Source organism: Streptomyces sp. SCA2-17, from assembly GCF_044336695.1.
In genome coordinates, this window is sequence record NZ_CP117521.1 from 6,275,567 (window position 1) to 6,289,591 (window position 14,025).

A 14,025-nucleotide genomic window follows, 5' to 3' on the forward strand; every position below is an offset into this window, starting at 1 on the left:
GCGCGCGCCGGCCGTCAGGCGCCGCGGCCGGCGAAGTCGAGCCGTTCCTCGACGGCGATCCCGTACCAGCTCAGCTGCCGCACCTTGTCCGGGTTGCTGGTCAGCAGCCTGACCCGGCCGACGCCCAGGGCCCGGAGCATCTGGGCGGCCGCGTGGTAGTCGCGGGCGTCGTCGGCCGTCCGCAGGCCGTGGCCCGCGGCGGAGATGCCGCGGCCGCGGTCCTGGACGCTGTACGCGTCGAGCTTGTCGTAGAGGCTGACGTCCGTGCGGCCCTGGCCCTCCTGGCGCAGGTAGAGCAGGATGCCACCCTCCTCGGCCACCCGCTGGAGCGACTCGTCGAGCTGCGGCCCGCAGTCGCACCGGCCCGAGCCGAGGACGTCTCCGGTCAGGCACTCGGAGTGGACCCGGACCAGCGGGACGGCGGGGTGTCGGGTGTAGGACACCGCAATGTGCTCCAGGCCGTCGGTGAGCCCGTCGAAAGTGATGACGTGCGCGGTCTGCCAGGAGCCGTCGGCCAGGTGGAGCGGGATCTCCACCCGGGACCGGACACGGGCCCCGCCCCGGCGGCCGTCCGCGGGGGCCGGGGCGGGCGCCTCGCCGTTCAGCACATCGGCGTTCAGCACTTTCGGCACTGTTCCCTCCCATGGAGATGCTTGCGCGACCGGCGCGTCACTCGCACCGGTCGCTCCAGCATCGGCGAAGGGGCCGCCGCGAACAGCACGGACCGGCCCGGTACAGCGACCGAAGCATTTCCGCGCCGCGTACCGAACCGGACCCGTGCCGGACATCTCATCCGGCGTTGAACAGGCCGTTGATCAGGCCGTTCGCTCCGATTCCCGGAGCTCCGCCGAGGCCGCCGGGGCGTCCTCCGGGCCGCCGTCGCCGGTGAGCTTGCGGACGGCGGTCCGCAGGCCCGCCGCGATGCCGAGGAAGGCGCACGCGGCGGCAATGACGTAGATGATGCCCAGTCCGCGGCTGTCGGCCCAGTCGTGCGAGGAGCCGTAGGCGGTGATGGCGGTGCCGAGGCCGGTCATCACGGCCACGGACAGGGTCTCGCACAGCTGGAGGCTCGAACTGGCCGAGCCCTCCTTGCCCTTGGGGGCCAGAGACAGCACGATCGTGGTGACGGCGGGGTAGACGAAGCCCATGCCGAGGCCGGCGACGGCCCAGCCGACGATCGCGAGCGGGACGCTCTTGAGGTCGGTGCCGACGGCCAGGGCGATCAGCGCGTCACCGGCCACCAGCAGGACGAAGCCGAGGACGACGCGGGCGTGCCGGCCCTTGCCGCCGCTGCGGGTGTCCAGCTTCGCCTGGAGCCAGGCGCCGCTGACCCAGGTGAGGGCGCCGGCGGACAGCGCGAGGCCGGAGCCGAGCGTGGTGAGGCCGAGGACGCGGGTCATGCTGAGGGGGAAGAAGGACTCGCCCCCGTAGTAGGCGGCGCTGACCAGGCCGCGCACGATCATGCCGGCGGGCATGCCGCGCCGGACGGTGAGCGTGCCCGCCGGGAGCAGCTTGCCGAGCACCGGCAGCGTGATCGCGATGCCGACGACGACGAGCGGCACGAGCACGACGAGGTTGCGGTTCTCCAGGCCGGCCAGCAGGGCGCCGACGCCGAGCACCAGCAGCACGGTCAGCGGCAGCCGGTTCTCGCCCGGCGTGCCGTCGCCGGTGGGCTTGAGCTTGCGCATCGCGGGCAGGGTGAGCAGGGCCGCGACGGGCACCAGCGGGACGAGGATCAGGAAGACCACCCGCCAGTTGGTGGCGCTCGCGATGGCGCCGGCGATGGCCGGGCCGAGCAGGGCGGGCAGCGTCCACGCCGAGGCCACCAGCGCGAGCATCTTGGCGCGCAGCTCGTCGGGGTAGGCGAGGCCGACGATCAGGTAGGCCAGGGCGAGCACGCCGCCGACGCCCAGGCCTTGCAGGATGCGGCCCGCCAGCAGGATCCACCAGTTGGAGGCGATCGCCGCGACCACGCAGCCGATCACGAAGACGATGAAGGCCTGCACGTACGGGCGGGTGGGGCCGCCCCGGTCGGCGCCCTGGCCGGCGGCGATGGTCCCGAAGAGGTTGGCGAGCATGAACGCGGTGAACGCCCAGCCGAACAGGTGGACCCCGCCGAGGTCCTCGGCGGCCTCGGGCAGGACGGTGGCGACGCCCAGCCAGAGGAAGGCCACCAGCGTGACCGACGTGATCAGCCCTAAGGACAGCGCGCGGTAGCGGGGGGAGAGGACGCCGCCTTCGGCGGGGTCTGCGGCGGGCGCCTCGGTCTTGTCGGTCATCGGACCTCCGAACCAGTTTTACATAGGCAATTTCCTATTTAGGAGATCCACTATATAGGCGCTGTTTGATAGCCTGTCAACGTGAGAGAACCTGCGGAGGACAAGACGGACGTCGCCATGCTCCGGGCGCTCGGACACCCCGTGCGGCTGGGCATCATGCGCGCGCTGGCGGCCGAACCCGAGACGTGTGCCTGTGACTTCACCGAGTTCTTCGAGGTCACCCAGCCGACCATCAGCCAGCACCTGAAGGTGCTGCGCGAGGCCGGCCTCGTGGTCACCCGCCGCCGCGGCACCCAGATCTGCTATTCGGTCCGCCCCGAGGGGCTCGACCGGCTCCACGAGCTCCTGGCGGCCATCCAGCCGCCCCGGCTGGCCGCCGCCGGCTGACCGGCGGGGCGGGTCCGGCGCCCGCGTGGACTCCGGGGCCCGGCCGGGCGCCCGCACGCCCGCCGTCAGCGGACGGCCTCGAACAGCACGATGGGCGGATTGGCCGAGAAGCCCTCCCAGTACGCGGCCCCGAAGCGCTGCAACGCCGCCTCCGGCACGTGCAGCGGCACCCACGAGACCTTGGTGAACCCCGCCGCCGCGAACGCCGCCTCGTACACCTCCGGCCGGATCAGGCAGGTTTCGAAGGTGATCGGCGGCTCCAGCGCCGCCGTGACCCGGATCCGGGTGCCGAACGCCGAGGCCGCGAGCGGCTCGAAGGTGAAGCCGTACGGGTCGGGCCGCGGCCCCTCGAAGGAGAAGTGCGGGTTCTGCGTCACCCCGATGAACCGCCCGCCCCGCGGCAGCCGTTCGAAGGCGCCGCGGCACATGGCCGTCAGCGTCTCCTCCTCCCGCGCGTAGTTGAGCAGGTAGGCGGCCGTCACGACGTCGAAGCCGCCGAGGTCCGGCAGGTCGGCCGCGTCCGCGGCCACGTAGCGGGTGCCCAGCGGCGCCCGCTCCTCGGCCGCCCGCGCCGCCGCGACCATCTCCTCCGAGACGTCCGCCCCCACCACCCGGCCCGCGCCCAGCAGCTTGGCCTGCCGCGTGTAGAAGCCGTCGCCGCACGCCAGGTCGAGGACGTCCAGCCCGGTCACGTCGCCCAGCAGGGCGAGGAAGCTCGCGCGCTCCGGGTGGACCGTGGGCAGTGACCGCGCGTCCTCCCAGCGCGCTCCGATCACGTCGTACTGCGCAGTGGTGCGCTCCTGGCTCATGGGGGGTCTCCTCGGGTGGGGCGGGCCCCGGCCGTGACCGGCTCGGGGAGGGTGGGGTGGCGCTCACCGCACCCCGGAGCCGGGCGTGCGGGGCAGCCCGGCCACGTCTTCGAGGCGCAGGGGGATGCGCGGCAGGTCGAGGCCGGTGGCGTCCCGGACGGCGGCGGCGACCGCGGCCGGGCTGGAGATGTTCGGCGGCTCCCCTACGCCGCGCACCCCGTAGGGGGCGTGCGGGTCGGCCAGTTCGAGCACGTCGACGTGCATCGGCGGCACGTCGTGGACGGTCGGGATGAGGTACTCGGCGAAGGACGGGTTCTGCATCAGGCCGCCCTCGGTGCGGATCTCCTCCATCAGAGCGAGCCCCAGGCCCTGCACGGTGCCGCCGTGGATCTGGCCCAGCAGGGCCTGCGGGTTGACGGCCTTGCCGACGTCCTGGGCGGTGGCGATCTCGACCGTCCGGACGAGGCCGAGCTCGGTGTCCACGTCGACCACCGCCCGGTGCGCGGCGAAGGCGAACTGGAAGACCGAGTCACCCTGCCCGGTGTGCGGGTCCAGGGGGAACGTGGGCCGGTGGTGCCACTCGGCGGTCTCCTCGACGGCCTCGTCGCCCAGCACGTCGGCCAGTTTGCACAGCACCCGGCCACCGGGCCCGGTGACCGCGCCGCCGGACAGGCCCGTGGCGGTGCCGGGCCGTCCCAGCAGCCGGTCCGCGCGCTCCAGGACGCGGGCCCGGACGGCCTCCGCGGCCGCCTTGACGGCCCCGCCGGTGACGTACGTCTGGCGGGAGGACGAGGAGGGCCCGGCCGAGCCGAAGGAGCTGTCCCCGAACTCCACCGTCACCTGCTCGACGCCGAGTTCGGTCCGCGCGATCTGGGCCTGCACGGTCACCACGCCCTGGCCGACCTCGGCCGCCGCGCTGGTCACCACGGCCCGCGCCTGCCCGCCGGCGGACTCCAGCCGGACCCGGGCGGTGGAGTAGTCGTCGAAGCCCTCCACGAAGCCGACGTTCTTGAAGCCGACGGCGTAGCCCACGCCGCGCACGACGGACTCGCCGCGCGAGGCCGTACGGGACAGGTGGGCGCCCTCGGGCGGCGCCGCGGGGGGCATCGGCCGGTCCCGCACCCGGCGCAGCAGCTCGGCGACCGGCGCCGGGTGGTCCAGGACCTGCCCGTTGGCCACCGCCGACCCCTCGGCGACCGCGTTGCGGATGCGCAGCTCCACCGGGTCCATGCCGAGTTCGCGCGCGAGCCGGTCCATCTGCGACTCGTAGCCGAAGCAGGACTGCACGGCGCCGAAGCCGCGCATCGCCCCGCACGGCGGGTTGTTGGTGTAGACGACGCGCACGTCCACTTCCGCGTCCGGGACCTCGTACGGACCGAGGGAGCAGGTGGCGACGGTGCCGGCGACGGCGGGGGAGCTGGAGGAGTAGGCGCCGCCGTCCAGGATGATCGAGGCCTTGACGTAGAGGAGCCGGCCGTCGCGGGTGGCGCCGTGTTCGTAGGCCATCTTCGCCGGGTGGCGGTGCACGTGGCCGACGAAGGACTCCTCGCGGGTGTAGCACATCTTCACCGGGCGGCCGGTGCGCAGGGCGAGCAGGCAGGCGTGCGCGTGCATCGACAGGTCCTCGCGGGCGCCGAACGCCCCGCCGACGCCCGCCAGGTGCAGCCGCACCCTCTCGCGCGGCAGGCCCAGGGCCGCCACGACCTGGTCGTGGTCCACGTGCAGCCACTGCGTGGCGACGTGCAGGGACACCCCGCCGTCCGGGTCGGGCACGGCCAGGCCCGACTCCGGCCCCAGGAAGGCCTGGTCCTGCATGCCGACCTCGTAGACCCCGCGCACCACGACGTCGGCGGTGAGCGGCTCGCCGCGCGCGGCGCGGCCGCGGCGCAGCGGGACGTGGCGCAGCAGGTTGCCGCCGTCGTGCACGGCGGGGGAGTCCGGGGCGAGGGCGGCCTCGGCGTCGGTGACCGGCGGCAGCACCTCGTAGGCGACGCGCACCAGCTCCGCGGCGCGGCGGGCCGTCTCCGGGTCCTCGGCGGCCACGACGGCGACGGGCTCGCCCTCGTAGCGCACGGTGTCCACGGCGAGCACCGGCTGGTCGACCACCATCGACCCGTGGAGGTTGCGCCCGGGCACGTCACGGTGGGTCAGCACCGCGTGGACGCCGGGCAGGGCGAGCGCGGCGGCGGTGTCGACGGAGAGGATGCGGGCGCGCGGGTGGGGGCTGCGGAGCGTGGTGCCCCACAGCATGTCCTCGGCTTCCAGGTCGGAGGAGTAGGCGAAGGCGCCGCGGACCTTCAGCGGCCCGTCCGGGCGGGGGGCGCTGTCGCCGACGGTCCCGGGCGTGCGGCGGGAGCCCGGGACGTACGAGGCGGGGGCGTTCGGGGTCACGGGCGGGCCTCCAGGGCGCGCGTGCGGGCGGCGGCCAGGCGGACGGCGTCGAGGATGTGCCCGTAGCCCGTGCAGCGGCACAGGTTCCCCGCGAGGGCGTCCTTGATCTCGGCCTCGCCGGGGTCGGGGCAGCGGCGCAGCAGGTCCTCGGTGGACTTGAGCATGCCGGGCGTGCAGAAGCCGCACTGCACGGCGCCGCAGGCGAGGAACGCCTCCTGCACCGGGTGCGGGCCGTCCTCGCCGGCCAGGCCCTCGACGGTCTCCACGCTCCGGCCGTGGGCCTGGGGCGCGGGCACCAGGCACGCGCACACCAGCACCCCGTCCAGGTGCACCGAGCAGGAGCCGCACTGGCCCTGCTCGCAGGCGTTCTTCGCGCCGGACAGGCCCAGGCGCCGCCGCAGGACGGACAGCAGGCTCTGGGTCCCGGCGACGCCGTCGATGTCGTGCCGCTCGCCGTTGACCGTCAGCGTCAGGCGCACGTCTCCTCCTTCGCGCGCTCGTCCGCGCGGTAGTCGTCCCACACCCAGCCGAGGGCCCGGCGGGCCAGCACGGCCACCGCGTGCCGGCGGTAGGCGGACGAGCCGCGCACGTCGTCGGCGGGCGAGACCGCCGCGGCGGCCAGTTCGCCGAAGCGGGTCACGACGCCGTCCGGGAGCGGCTTCAGGGAATGCCACAGCCGCCGTCCGGCGAGCTCCCCGGCCACGAACCGCTCCGCTTCGAGCGCCGGCAGGGGCGTGTCCGCCGCCCCGCCGATGCCGGTGCCCACCGTGCCCCGGGAGGGCCACAGCGCCACCGCGAAGGAACAGGTCGCCACCACCACGGCGCCGCGCCGCCCCGCCTTGGCGTAGCTCTGCGGCCCCTCCGCCGCAGGCACCCGCACGGCGCGGATCAGCTCGTCCGGCGCGCGGACCGTGCGGCCCGGGCCGGTGTAGAACTCCCGCACCGGCACCCGCCGGGCGCCGCGCGCGGACACCAGCTCCACCTCCGCGCCGCACGCCAGCAGCATGGGGTGGACGTCACCGGCGGCCCAGGCGGTGCCGAGGGCGCCGCCCGCGGTGCCGCGGTTGCGGATCTGGCGGGAGCCCACCGTGCGGGCCGCGGCGGCGAGCCCGGGCAGCGGGCCCGCGAGCTCGTCGGCGATCCGCGTGTAGGGCACGGCCGCGCCGAGCCGGACGAGGCCCGCCTCCCGCTCCCAGCGGGCCAGGCAGGGGATCCGGGTGAGGTCGACGGCGGCGGGCGGGTGCTGCCGGCCCCGGGCCAGCCGCACCATGACGTCGGTGCCGCCGGCCACGGGCAGCGTGCCGGGGCGGGCGGCCATCGCCTCCAGCGCGTCGTCCAGGCGGTCGGGCAGGAGGAACTCCATGGTGGCCGGAAGGCTCATCCGGGGCTGCCCTCGGTGCACTTGACGCAGCGGAAGACCGCCCACGGCGGGTTGGCCCGGAAGTCGTCCCAGTAGGCGGGCCCGTGTTCCAGCTCCCCTTCGACGGAGAGCCGCACCGGCTCCCACGTGCAGTCGCGGAAGCCTGCGGCGGCGAAGGTCTCTTCGAAGGCCCGGCCGGAGGGCAGGTAGGCGGAGAAGCTGACCCGGGGGTCGGTGTGCGCGGTGACGCGGATCCGGCCGTCGTGCGCCGGGTCCGGCTCCCGCTCGAAGGAGAATCCGTAGCGCTCCGGCAGCGGGCGGCCGAAGTCGAAGTCCGGGTGGGCGACGAAGGCCCGCAGCGCGCCCCCCGGGCGCAGGTTGCGGGCGCAGTTCCGGGCCATGCTCTCCAGCGCCTCCGGCGAGGCGGCGTAGTTGAACAGGTACGCGGCGAGCAGCACGTCGAACTCGCCGAGCCGCGGTAACGCGGACGCGTCGCCCACGGCGTACTCGACGCCGAGCCGCGTGCGCTCCTCCGCCGCCAGGCAGGCATCGATCATCTTCGGGGAGATGTCCACGCCCAGCACGCGCTCCGCCCCCAGCCTGCGGGCGTGTCGCGTGTAGACCCCCGTACCGCACGCGAGATCGAGCACGTCCTTGCCCCGGACGTCCGCCAGCAGACCCAGCACGCTGGGCCGTTCCACATACCACGTCAGCGGCAGCAGCTTGGACAGTTCGTAGTCCTCGCCGATCCGGTCGTACTGCAAGTCGTCGTGGGACGGGCGCACTGCGCTGCCGTCCGCCGCGTCGGTCATGGGGCGCCTCACCTTCTTCCGGATCGCCCGGAGTTGAGGCTTCCAGATTCCCGCCCCGCGCCGGGGTCACGGATCACGGTGCGGCCCGTAGCGTTCCCCGGAGCAATTGGGTGCCGGTACCGAGACGACAGGCGGCCGCCCGCGTGCTGCCGCCCCGGCGGCAGCACGCTTCGGGCGCAGCGGCGTCAGGCGCAGGACTCGGCGGCCTCGTGCTCCGGCAGGTGCAGGCACGCCGCGGGCGCCAGCCGCTCGTCGTCCGCCGCCAGGCTCAGCGCGCGGCGGTCGGAGATCGACAGCTTGCGGTACACCCGGCTCAGGTGCATCTCCACGGTGCGCCGCGTCACGTACAGCCGGCCGGCGATCTCCTTGTTGGTGAGCCCCTCCGCGGCGAGCAGCGCGGTGCGGCGCTCGGCGGGGGTGAGGGAGGCGGGGCCGATCTCGGTGTCGCGGCGCGGGCGGGCACCGGCCTCGACCATGTCCTGGCGCAGCTCCTGGACGAGGACGTGCGCCGCGCACTTCTCGGCCAGCGCGGCCGCGGTCCGCAGGTGCTCCCGCGCCTGCCGCGTCTTGCGGGTCCGCATCAGCTCGCGGCCCAGGTCGCGCAGCACCCGCGCCTCGTCGAGGGCGGCGCCCGCCTCCCGCAGCAGCTGGGCGGACTCCGCGAGGACCGCCGCCCGCTCCTCGCCGGGCCCGAGCAGGCCCGCGGCGCGCAGGGCGACGCCGACGGCGTGGGGCGCGCCGAACTCCCGCGCGAGGGCCAGCTCCTGCTGCACGAGCCGCCGGCCCGTGTCCTCGTCGCCCAGCCGGGCGTGCGCCAGGGCCGCCTCGGAACGCCAGGGCCACAGCGCCGGGTTGGTCCAGCCTCGGTGCAGCAGCAGCCGCCCGCACTCCTCCAGGTCCGCCAGACCGGGTCCCACCCGTCCCAGCGCGACTTGCAGCCGGCCGCGGTGGAAGAGCAGCCCGGGCAGCGTCACGGCGGGCACCGCGCTCTCCAGCCCGGCCTCCAGGAGGACCCGCTGCGCCTGGTCGAGGTCACCGGACTCGTACAGGGCGCTGCCGAGCCAGCCGTGGGCCATGCCCGAGCCCAGCCATTCGCGCCCGGCCGGCTCCGGGCCCCGCTCCAGCACGCCCTGCGCGGCCTCCAGGCACTCCGTCAGGCGGCCCGCACGGAAGGCGCATTCGGCGAGCACCGCGCGGGCGAGCGCCGCCACGGTGCGCGAGCCCTCCTCGGTCGCCGCGGTGAGCAGGGCCGCGCCGTGCTCCAGGGCCTCCTCCACGGCGCCCGAGCGGGCCAGCACGAGGACGAGGCCGAGCCGCATCAGGGCGTGGTCGTTGACGGTGGTGACCGGTTCGCCGAGCGCGAGGCGGGCCTGCTGGACCGCCTCGGCCCGCTGCGTGCCGCTCCACTGCGCGCCCATGGCCTGCGCCGCGGCCTCGGCGCGGCGCACCCACGGGCAGCGGGCGACCTCGCTCAGCTGCGCGGGGAACGACGAAGCCGGCACGCAGGACGGCTTCGGCCGCGCGCCGCGGCCTTCGAGGAGCTCCAGCAGGCCGCGTACGGCGCGGAAGCCCGCCCGCAGCTCCTTCGGGGCACCTGACCGTTCCAGCTCGCCGGCCTCCTCCTCGACGATCCGCAGGGCTTCGGGGACGTCGCCGGTCATGGCGGCGGCCTGCGCCAGGTCCAGCAGGGCCATGGCGCGGTGCTCGGTGCCGCCCTGGATGAGGCCGACGGTGCGGCGCAGCCGGGCGACCGCGGGCTCGGGGCCGTCGGCCAGCTCGATGTGGCCGAGCCGGCGCAGCAGCCCGGGCTCCTCCTCCGGCCCGCACTCGGCGAGGCCGCGCTCCAGGCAGACCCGGGCCCGGGCGAGGGCGCCGCCCGCGAGCGCCGCGTCGGCCGCGTCCACGAGCAGCCGCAGCGCCCAGCGCTCGCCCAGGGGGGCGGCGGGCAGCAGGTGCGCGGTGATGCGCTCGCGGGGGGCGCTGTTCGCGTAGAGGGCCCGGGCGGCCTCGGCGTGCAGCCGGGCCCGCTCGCTGGGCGGCATCCGGGCCCGGAAGGAGGCCATGACCAGCGGCTGGGCGAAGCCGAAGCCGTCCTGGCCCTCCGTCAGGATGCCCCAGTGCACGAGCCGGTAGAGCAGGTCGGCGGCCTCGCCCTCGCCGATGCCGGCGAGCCGGGCGACGAGCGGTCCGCTCGCCGCGGGCGCGACGACCGACACGGCGTCGAGCACCGCGCCGGCCTGGGGCGAGCCGCCGTCGAGGCGGGTCAGCAGGGTCTCGGCGATCTCCACCGGGCCCAGCCCGGCCACCCGGTGCGCGGAGACGGCGCCCGGCGCGAGGCCCGTGCGCCGCAGCTCCCGCAGCAGCGCCTGGAGCAGCAGCGGATTGCCGCCGGTGGCCGTGCGGCAGGCGTGGACGAGGTCGGGGCCCGCGAGCTCGCCCGTGAAGGAGGACAGCAGATAGCCGACGCTGTCGGCGTTGAGGCCCTGGAGCACCGCGCGGCGGTGGAAGAAGGAGGCGACCCCGGCGGGGGACTCGGCGCTCCGCGGCCCGGCGCCCTCGTCCGCCGGGGCGGGGCGGTCCACGCCGAGGGTGGCCAGCAGGAAGACCGGCAGGCCTTCCAGACGGGCCGTCAGATAGCCGAGCCAGCGCAGCGACGGGGTGTCCGTCCACTGGAGGTCGTCGATCGCGATCAGCAGGGGCGAGCCGGCCGTGGCGGCGGTGATCAGCCGGTGCATCCCGGCGGCCTCCGCGTCCCCGTCGCCCGGGCCCTCCTGCGGCCAGGCCCTCCCGAGCAGGCACAGCAGCTGGTCGCGCATCTGGTGCAGGACTCCGTGGGCCCGGCTCCGCTCGCCGGGTCTGGCACGGGCGGAGACCGTCCCGAAGCCCCTGCTCCGGGCGGTCCTCAGCGCGGCCCGCACCAGGTGCGACTTGCCGGTTCCGATGCCCCCCTCCAGCAGCAGGCTGGCCCCCATTCCCGCCTCTGCTACGGACAAGGCCCCGTCCAGGGCCGTCATTTCGCTGTCGCGGCTCAGCAACAGTCTCTCCCTCCCCTCGTACGTGCCGGGCCGTCACGGCGCCCGGCCCCCCGCCCCCTGCGGGAACCCCGGGTCAGAACCCGTCGAAGACCCCGTGCCGGTGCCTCTCGCGCCACGTGCCGGTCGCCACGCCCTTCAGGACGACCTCGACCACGTCCTCCGCGAGCGTCGCGGTCACCGGCAGGTGCCCGAAGAGCACGCGGTAGTAGGTGCTGGACGCGAGCATGTCCAGCAGCAGGTCGATGTCCGCGTCGGGGCGGATGTCCCCCCGCCGGATGCCGCGCCGCAGCGCCTCGGCCGTCGAGGCGCGCCGCGGGTGGAAGAAGCGCTCCAGGAAGAGGGCGTCCAGCTCCGGCTGGTCGGCGAGGTCGGCCACCAGGGCGGGCAGCACGCGCCGCCCGAGCGCGGTGCCGAAGGCCTGGCTGAGCGTGCCGATCCCGGCGATCAGGTCGCAGTGGGTGCAGCCGGTGTCGGGGGTCGGGGCGGTGCCCATGGTGGTGACCAGCGCGTCCACGACCAGGTGCTGGCGGGACTGCCAGCGCCGGCGCAGGGCCGGCTTGCTCGTGCCCGCACGGGCCGCCACCGCTTCGAGCGTCAGGTTCCCGTAGCCCGACTCGTTGAGGAGCTCCATCACCGCGGCGGGCACGGCTGCGTCGATGCGGCCGTCCCGCGGCCTGCCTGTGCGCTGCTGACCGGCTTCGCGTTCTTCGGCCACCGCGCCGTTCGGGGTGTTCACCATGCGGTCAGTATAGGTAATCTGCTATTAATTACGTCCCGGAACGGAACGAAACTTGGGAGGCCGTTGTGCCGCAAGACGTGAACCAGATGACGGAGGGGGCCGGTGAGCCGCTCGTGTCACCGGTCGAAGAGGGGGGCACGAAGACCGCGGCCGACGCGCCGGCCGCCGCGTCGGAGAGCGTGTTCAGCGGGGCTTACCGCGCGCTGACGCTCGGCGTCATCCTCTCCGTGAGCATGGTGGCCTTCGAGTCCCTGGGCGTCGCCACGGTGCTGCCGGACATCGCCAAGGACCTCGACGGCCTGGGCGCCTACGGCTGGGGCCTGTCCGCCCTGATGCTCGCCAACATCATCGGTACCGTGGTCGCCGGTCGCGCCGCCGACCGGAGCGGCCCCGTGCGGTCGATGGCCATCGGCATGCTGGTCTTCGCCGTCGGCTGCGCCGTGGCGGGCGCGGCGCCCACCTGGCCGCTCTTCCTGCTGGGCCGGGCGCTCCAGGGCCTCGGCGTCGGCGCTGTCATGAGCATGGCTTACACCGTGATCGGGCTCGCCTACCCGGAGAACCTCAGGGCCCGCATGTTCGCCCTGCTCTCCTCCGCCTGGACCATCCCCTCGCTGATCGGCCCCGTGATCGCCGGCACCCTCGCCGACCTCACCAGCTGGCGCGGCGTCTTCCTGCTGATGCTCCCCCTCATCGCCATCGCCGCCCTCCTCACCCTGCCCGGCCTGCGCCGCCTGGAGCGCCCGTCCGGCGCCGCCGGCAGCAGCGCCCCCGCCGGCCCCTGGTGGAAGAGCCCCCTCGCCGCCAGCATCCTGCTCACCGCCGGCACCGCCCTGCTGCTCCAGGCCCTGCTCCTGAAGAACCTCGTACTGCTCGTCGTGCTCGCCCTCGTCGGCATCGCCGTCGCCGTGCCCACCCTGCGCCAGGTCACCCCCGCCGGCACGCTCAGCCTGCGCGCCGGAGTCGGCGCCGGCATCGGCATCCGCTTCCTGCTCTGCGGCGTCTACTTCGGCAGCGAGGCCTTCCTGCCGCTCGGCCTCCAGGAACTCCGCGGCGTGAACGCCTCCCTGGCCGGCCTCGGCCTGTCCGCCGGCGCCATCACCTGGGTCGTCGGCTCCGCCTGGCAGGCCAAGCGCGACGGCAGCGGCAACGGCCGCACCGGCAGCGTCACCCTCGGCTTCACCATCCTCTTCGCCGGACTCGTCGTCATGGCCGCGGCCGTGCTCGTCGAGGCCATTCCGCCGCTCGTCGCCATCGCCGGCTGGGCCCTCGGCGGCATCGGCATGGGCATCGGCTTCAACGCCGCCACCACCGACACCCTCGAACAGGCCCCCGCCGAGCAGCAGGGCCTCGTCAGCGGCTCCCTCCAGCTCGCCCAGACCCTCGCGACCGGCCTGATCTCCGGCATCGGCGGCGCCGCCATCGCCATGGCCCACCAGCACGACTCCACGACCCGGGCCGGGCTCCTGTTCACCTTCGCCATCACCGCGGTCCTCGCCCTGGCCGGCGTCCTCGTCTCCCGGCGCCTGCGCCCCGCCGCGGCCGCCTGACGCCCGGCACCCAAGCACCCCAAGGAAGGAGACCGACCGTGGAGAACGTCCTCCTGCTGGGGCTGAGCGCCCCCACCGAAGACGATCCGTACGGTGACCGGCTGCTTCGCGCCCTCTCGGCCCCGGGAGCCTCCGGCACCCGGCTCGTCGTCAGCACGGCACCCTCCGTGCTGGCCCGGGCCGGCAGCGAGATCATCGCGCCGTCGCACCCCGTGGCCGACGCGCTCCGCCAGATGGCGGCGCTCGCGGACGGCATCGTCCTCACCACGCCCGAGACGGACGGCGCGCCACCGAGCTCGCTGCGCACGCTCCTGAACTGGCTGACCTGGCCGACCGAGGGCTCGCCCCTCGTGGGCAAGCCCGTGGCCGTCCTCACCACCTGCGAGGACTCCGTCGCCGAGCAGAAGCCGTACTCCGAGGTCGAGCGGATGCTCTTCACCGCCGGGGCCACCATCATCGGGCCGCGCACCATCGTGCCCCGCGTGGACCGGGCCCTGCGCGAAGAGCCCGGCGGGCAGGTCTCCTTCGGCGACCCGGGAGCGGCCGTGCGCCTGCTGTTCCACATCCACCGCACGGCCGCGGCCGCCCGGGAGCACGCGGGCCTGCCGCCCGCGGAGGACTTCCGTCCGTGGCTGCTGTGACGGCGGACGCGCACACCGGAAGGCC

At 75.1% G+C, this 14,025-nt stretch carries 12 protein-coding genes; 3 read left to right on the plus strand and 9 right to left on the minus strand.

Features of this window, described 5'->3' with window-relative positions; all coding sequences use genetic code 11:
- Positions 1-14: 14 nt before the first annotated feature.
- Both ribA and PS271_RS27880 read right to left on the minus strand, forming a co-directional pair.
- The gene (gene ribA, locus PS271_RS27875; RefSeq protein WP_398385656.1) at positions 15-632 is read right to left on the minus strand and encodes a GTP cyclohydrolase II RibA; all 618 of its coding nucleotides are present in this window, start codon (positions 630-632) and stop codon (positions 15-17) included.
- A gap of 183 nt (positions 633-815) precedes the next feature.
- Positions 816-2,279, minus strand: a complete 1,464-nt coding sequence (locus PS271_RS27880) for an MFS transporter (RefSeq protein WP_398385657.1) — start codon at positions 2,277-2,279, stop codon at positions 816-818.
- 81 nt (positions 2,280-2,360) lie between these two features.
- Here PS271_RS27880 and PS271_RS27885 point away from each other — a divergent pair, with 81 nt between their 5' ends.
- Positions 2,361-2,666, plus strand: a complete 306-nt coding sequence (locus PS271_RS27885; protein WP_398385658.1) for a metalloregulator ArsR/SmtB family transcription factor — start codon at positions 2,361-2,363, stop codon at positions 2,664-2,666.
- A gap of 65 nt (positions 2,667-2,731) precedes the next feature.
- On the opposite strand, the gene PS271_RS27890 is transcribed toward PS271_RS27885, so the two are convergent.
- From PS271_RS27890 to PS271_RS27920, 7 genes are all read right to left on the minus strand, one after another.
- Complete coding sequence (locus PS271_RS27890; protein WP_398385660.1) at positions 2,732-3,475, minus strand: class I SAM-dependent methyltransferase; 744 nt, start codon at positions 3,473-3,475, stop codon at positions 2,732-2,734.
- A 63-nt stretch (positions 3,476-3,538) separates the two neighbouring features.
- Complete coding sequence (locus PS271_RS27895) at positions 3,539-5,866, minus strand: xanthine dehydrogenase family protein molybdopterin-binding subunit (RefSeq protein WP_398385661.1); 2,328 nt, start codon at positions 5,864-5,866, stop codon at positions 3,539-3,541.
- A complete protein-coding gene (locus tag PS271_RS27900) occupies positions 5,863-6,345 on the minus strand; it encodes a (2Fe-2S)-binding protein (RefSeq protein WP_398385663.1) in 483 nt (160 codons plus the stop codon). The genes PS271_RS27895 and PS271_RS27900 overlap by 4 nt, the downstream gene beginning before the upstream one ends.
- Positions 6,336-7,229 carry an FAD binding domain-containing protein gene (locus tag PS271_RS27905; RefSeq protein WP_398387093.1) on the minus strand — a complete coding sequence of 298 codons (894 nt, stop codon included), beginning with the start codon at positions 7,227-7,229 and terminating at the stop codon, positions 6,336-6,338. The genes PS271_RS27900 and PS271_RS27905 overlap by 10 nt, the downstream gene beginning before the upstream one ends.
- Positions 7,230-7,243: 14 nt before the next feature.
- A complete protein-coding gene (locus tag PS271_RS27910) occupies positions 7,244-8,038 on the minus strand; it encodes a class I SAM-dependent methyltransferase (RefSeq protein WP_398385664.1) in 795 nt (264 codons plus the stop codon).
- A gap of 185 nt (positions 8,039-8,223) precedes the next feature.
- Complete coding sequence (locus tag PS271_RS27915) at positions 8,224-11,073, minus strand: helix-turn-helix transcriptional regulator (protein WP_398385665.1); 2,850 nt, start codon at positions 11,071-11,073, stop codon at positions 8,224-8,226.
- 73 nt (positions 11,074-11,146) lie between these two features.
- Positions 11,147-11,812, minus strand: a complete 666-nt coding sequence (locus tag PS271_RS27920) for a TetR/AcrR family transcriptional regulator (protein WP_398385666.1) — start codon at positions 11,810-11,812, stop codon at positions 11,147-11,149.
- Positions 11,813-11,877: 65 nt separating this feature from the next.
- On the opposite strand from PS271_RS27920, the gene PS271_RS27925 reads away from it, so the two are divergent.
- Together PS271_RS27925 and PS271_RS27930 are read left to right on the plus strand one after the other, a co-directional pair.
- Entirely contained in the window at positions 11,878-13,359 is a 1,482-nt protein-coding gene (locus PS271_RS27925; protein ID WP_398385668.1) for an MFS transporter, read from the plus strand.
- 38 nt (positions 13,360-13,397) lie between these two features.
- Positions 13,398-14,000 carry an NAD(P)H-dependent oxidoreductase gene (locus PS271_RS27930; protein WP_398385669.1) on the plus strand — a complete coding sequence of 201 codons (603 nt, stop codon included), beginning with the start codon at positions 13,398-13,400 and terminating at the stop codon, positions 13,998-14,000.
- Positions 14,001-14,025 lie beyond the last annotated feature (25 nt).

Bases quoted from the DNA above. Each gene is read 5' to 3' on its own strand.
- PS271_RS27880 (WP_398385657.1), bottom strand. From the start codon at position 2,279: ATGACCGACAAGACCGAGGCGCCCGCCGCAGACCCCGCCGAAGGCGGC.
- PS271_RS27890 (WP_398385660.1), bottom strand. From the start codon at position 3,475: ATGAGCCAGGAGCGCACCACTGCGCAGTACGACGTGATCGGAGCGCGC.
- PS271_RS27905 (WP_398387093.1), bottom strand. From the start codon at position 7,229: ATGGAGTTCCTCCTGCCCGACCGCCTGGACGACGCGCTGGAGGCGATG.
- PS271_RS27910 (WP_398385664.1), bottom strand. From the start codon at position 8,038: ATGACCGACGCGGCGGACGGCAGCGCAGTGCGCCCGTCCCACGACGAC.
- PS271_RS27920 (WP_398385666.1), bottom strand. From the start codon at position 11,812: ATGGTGAACACCCCGAACGGCGCGGTGGCCGAAGAACGCGAAGCCGGT.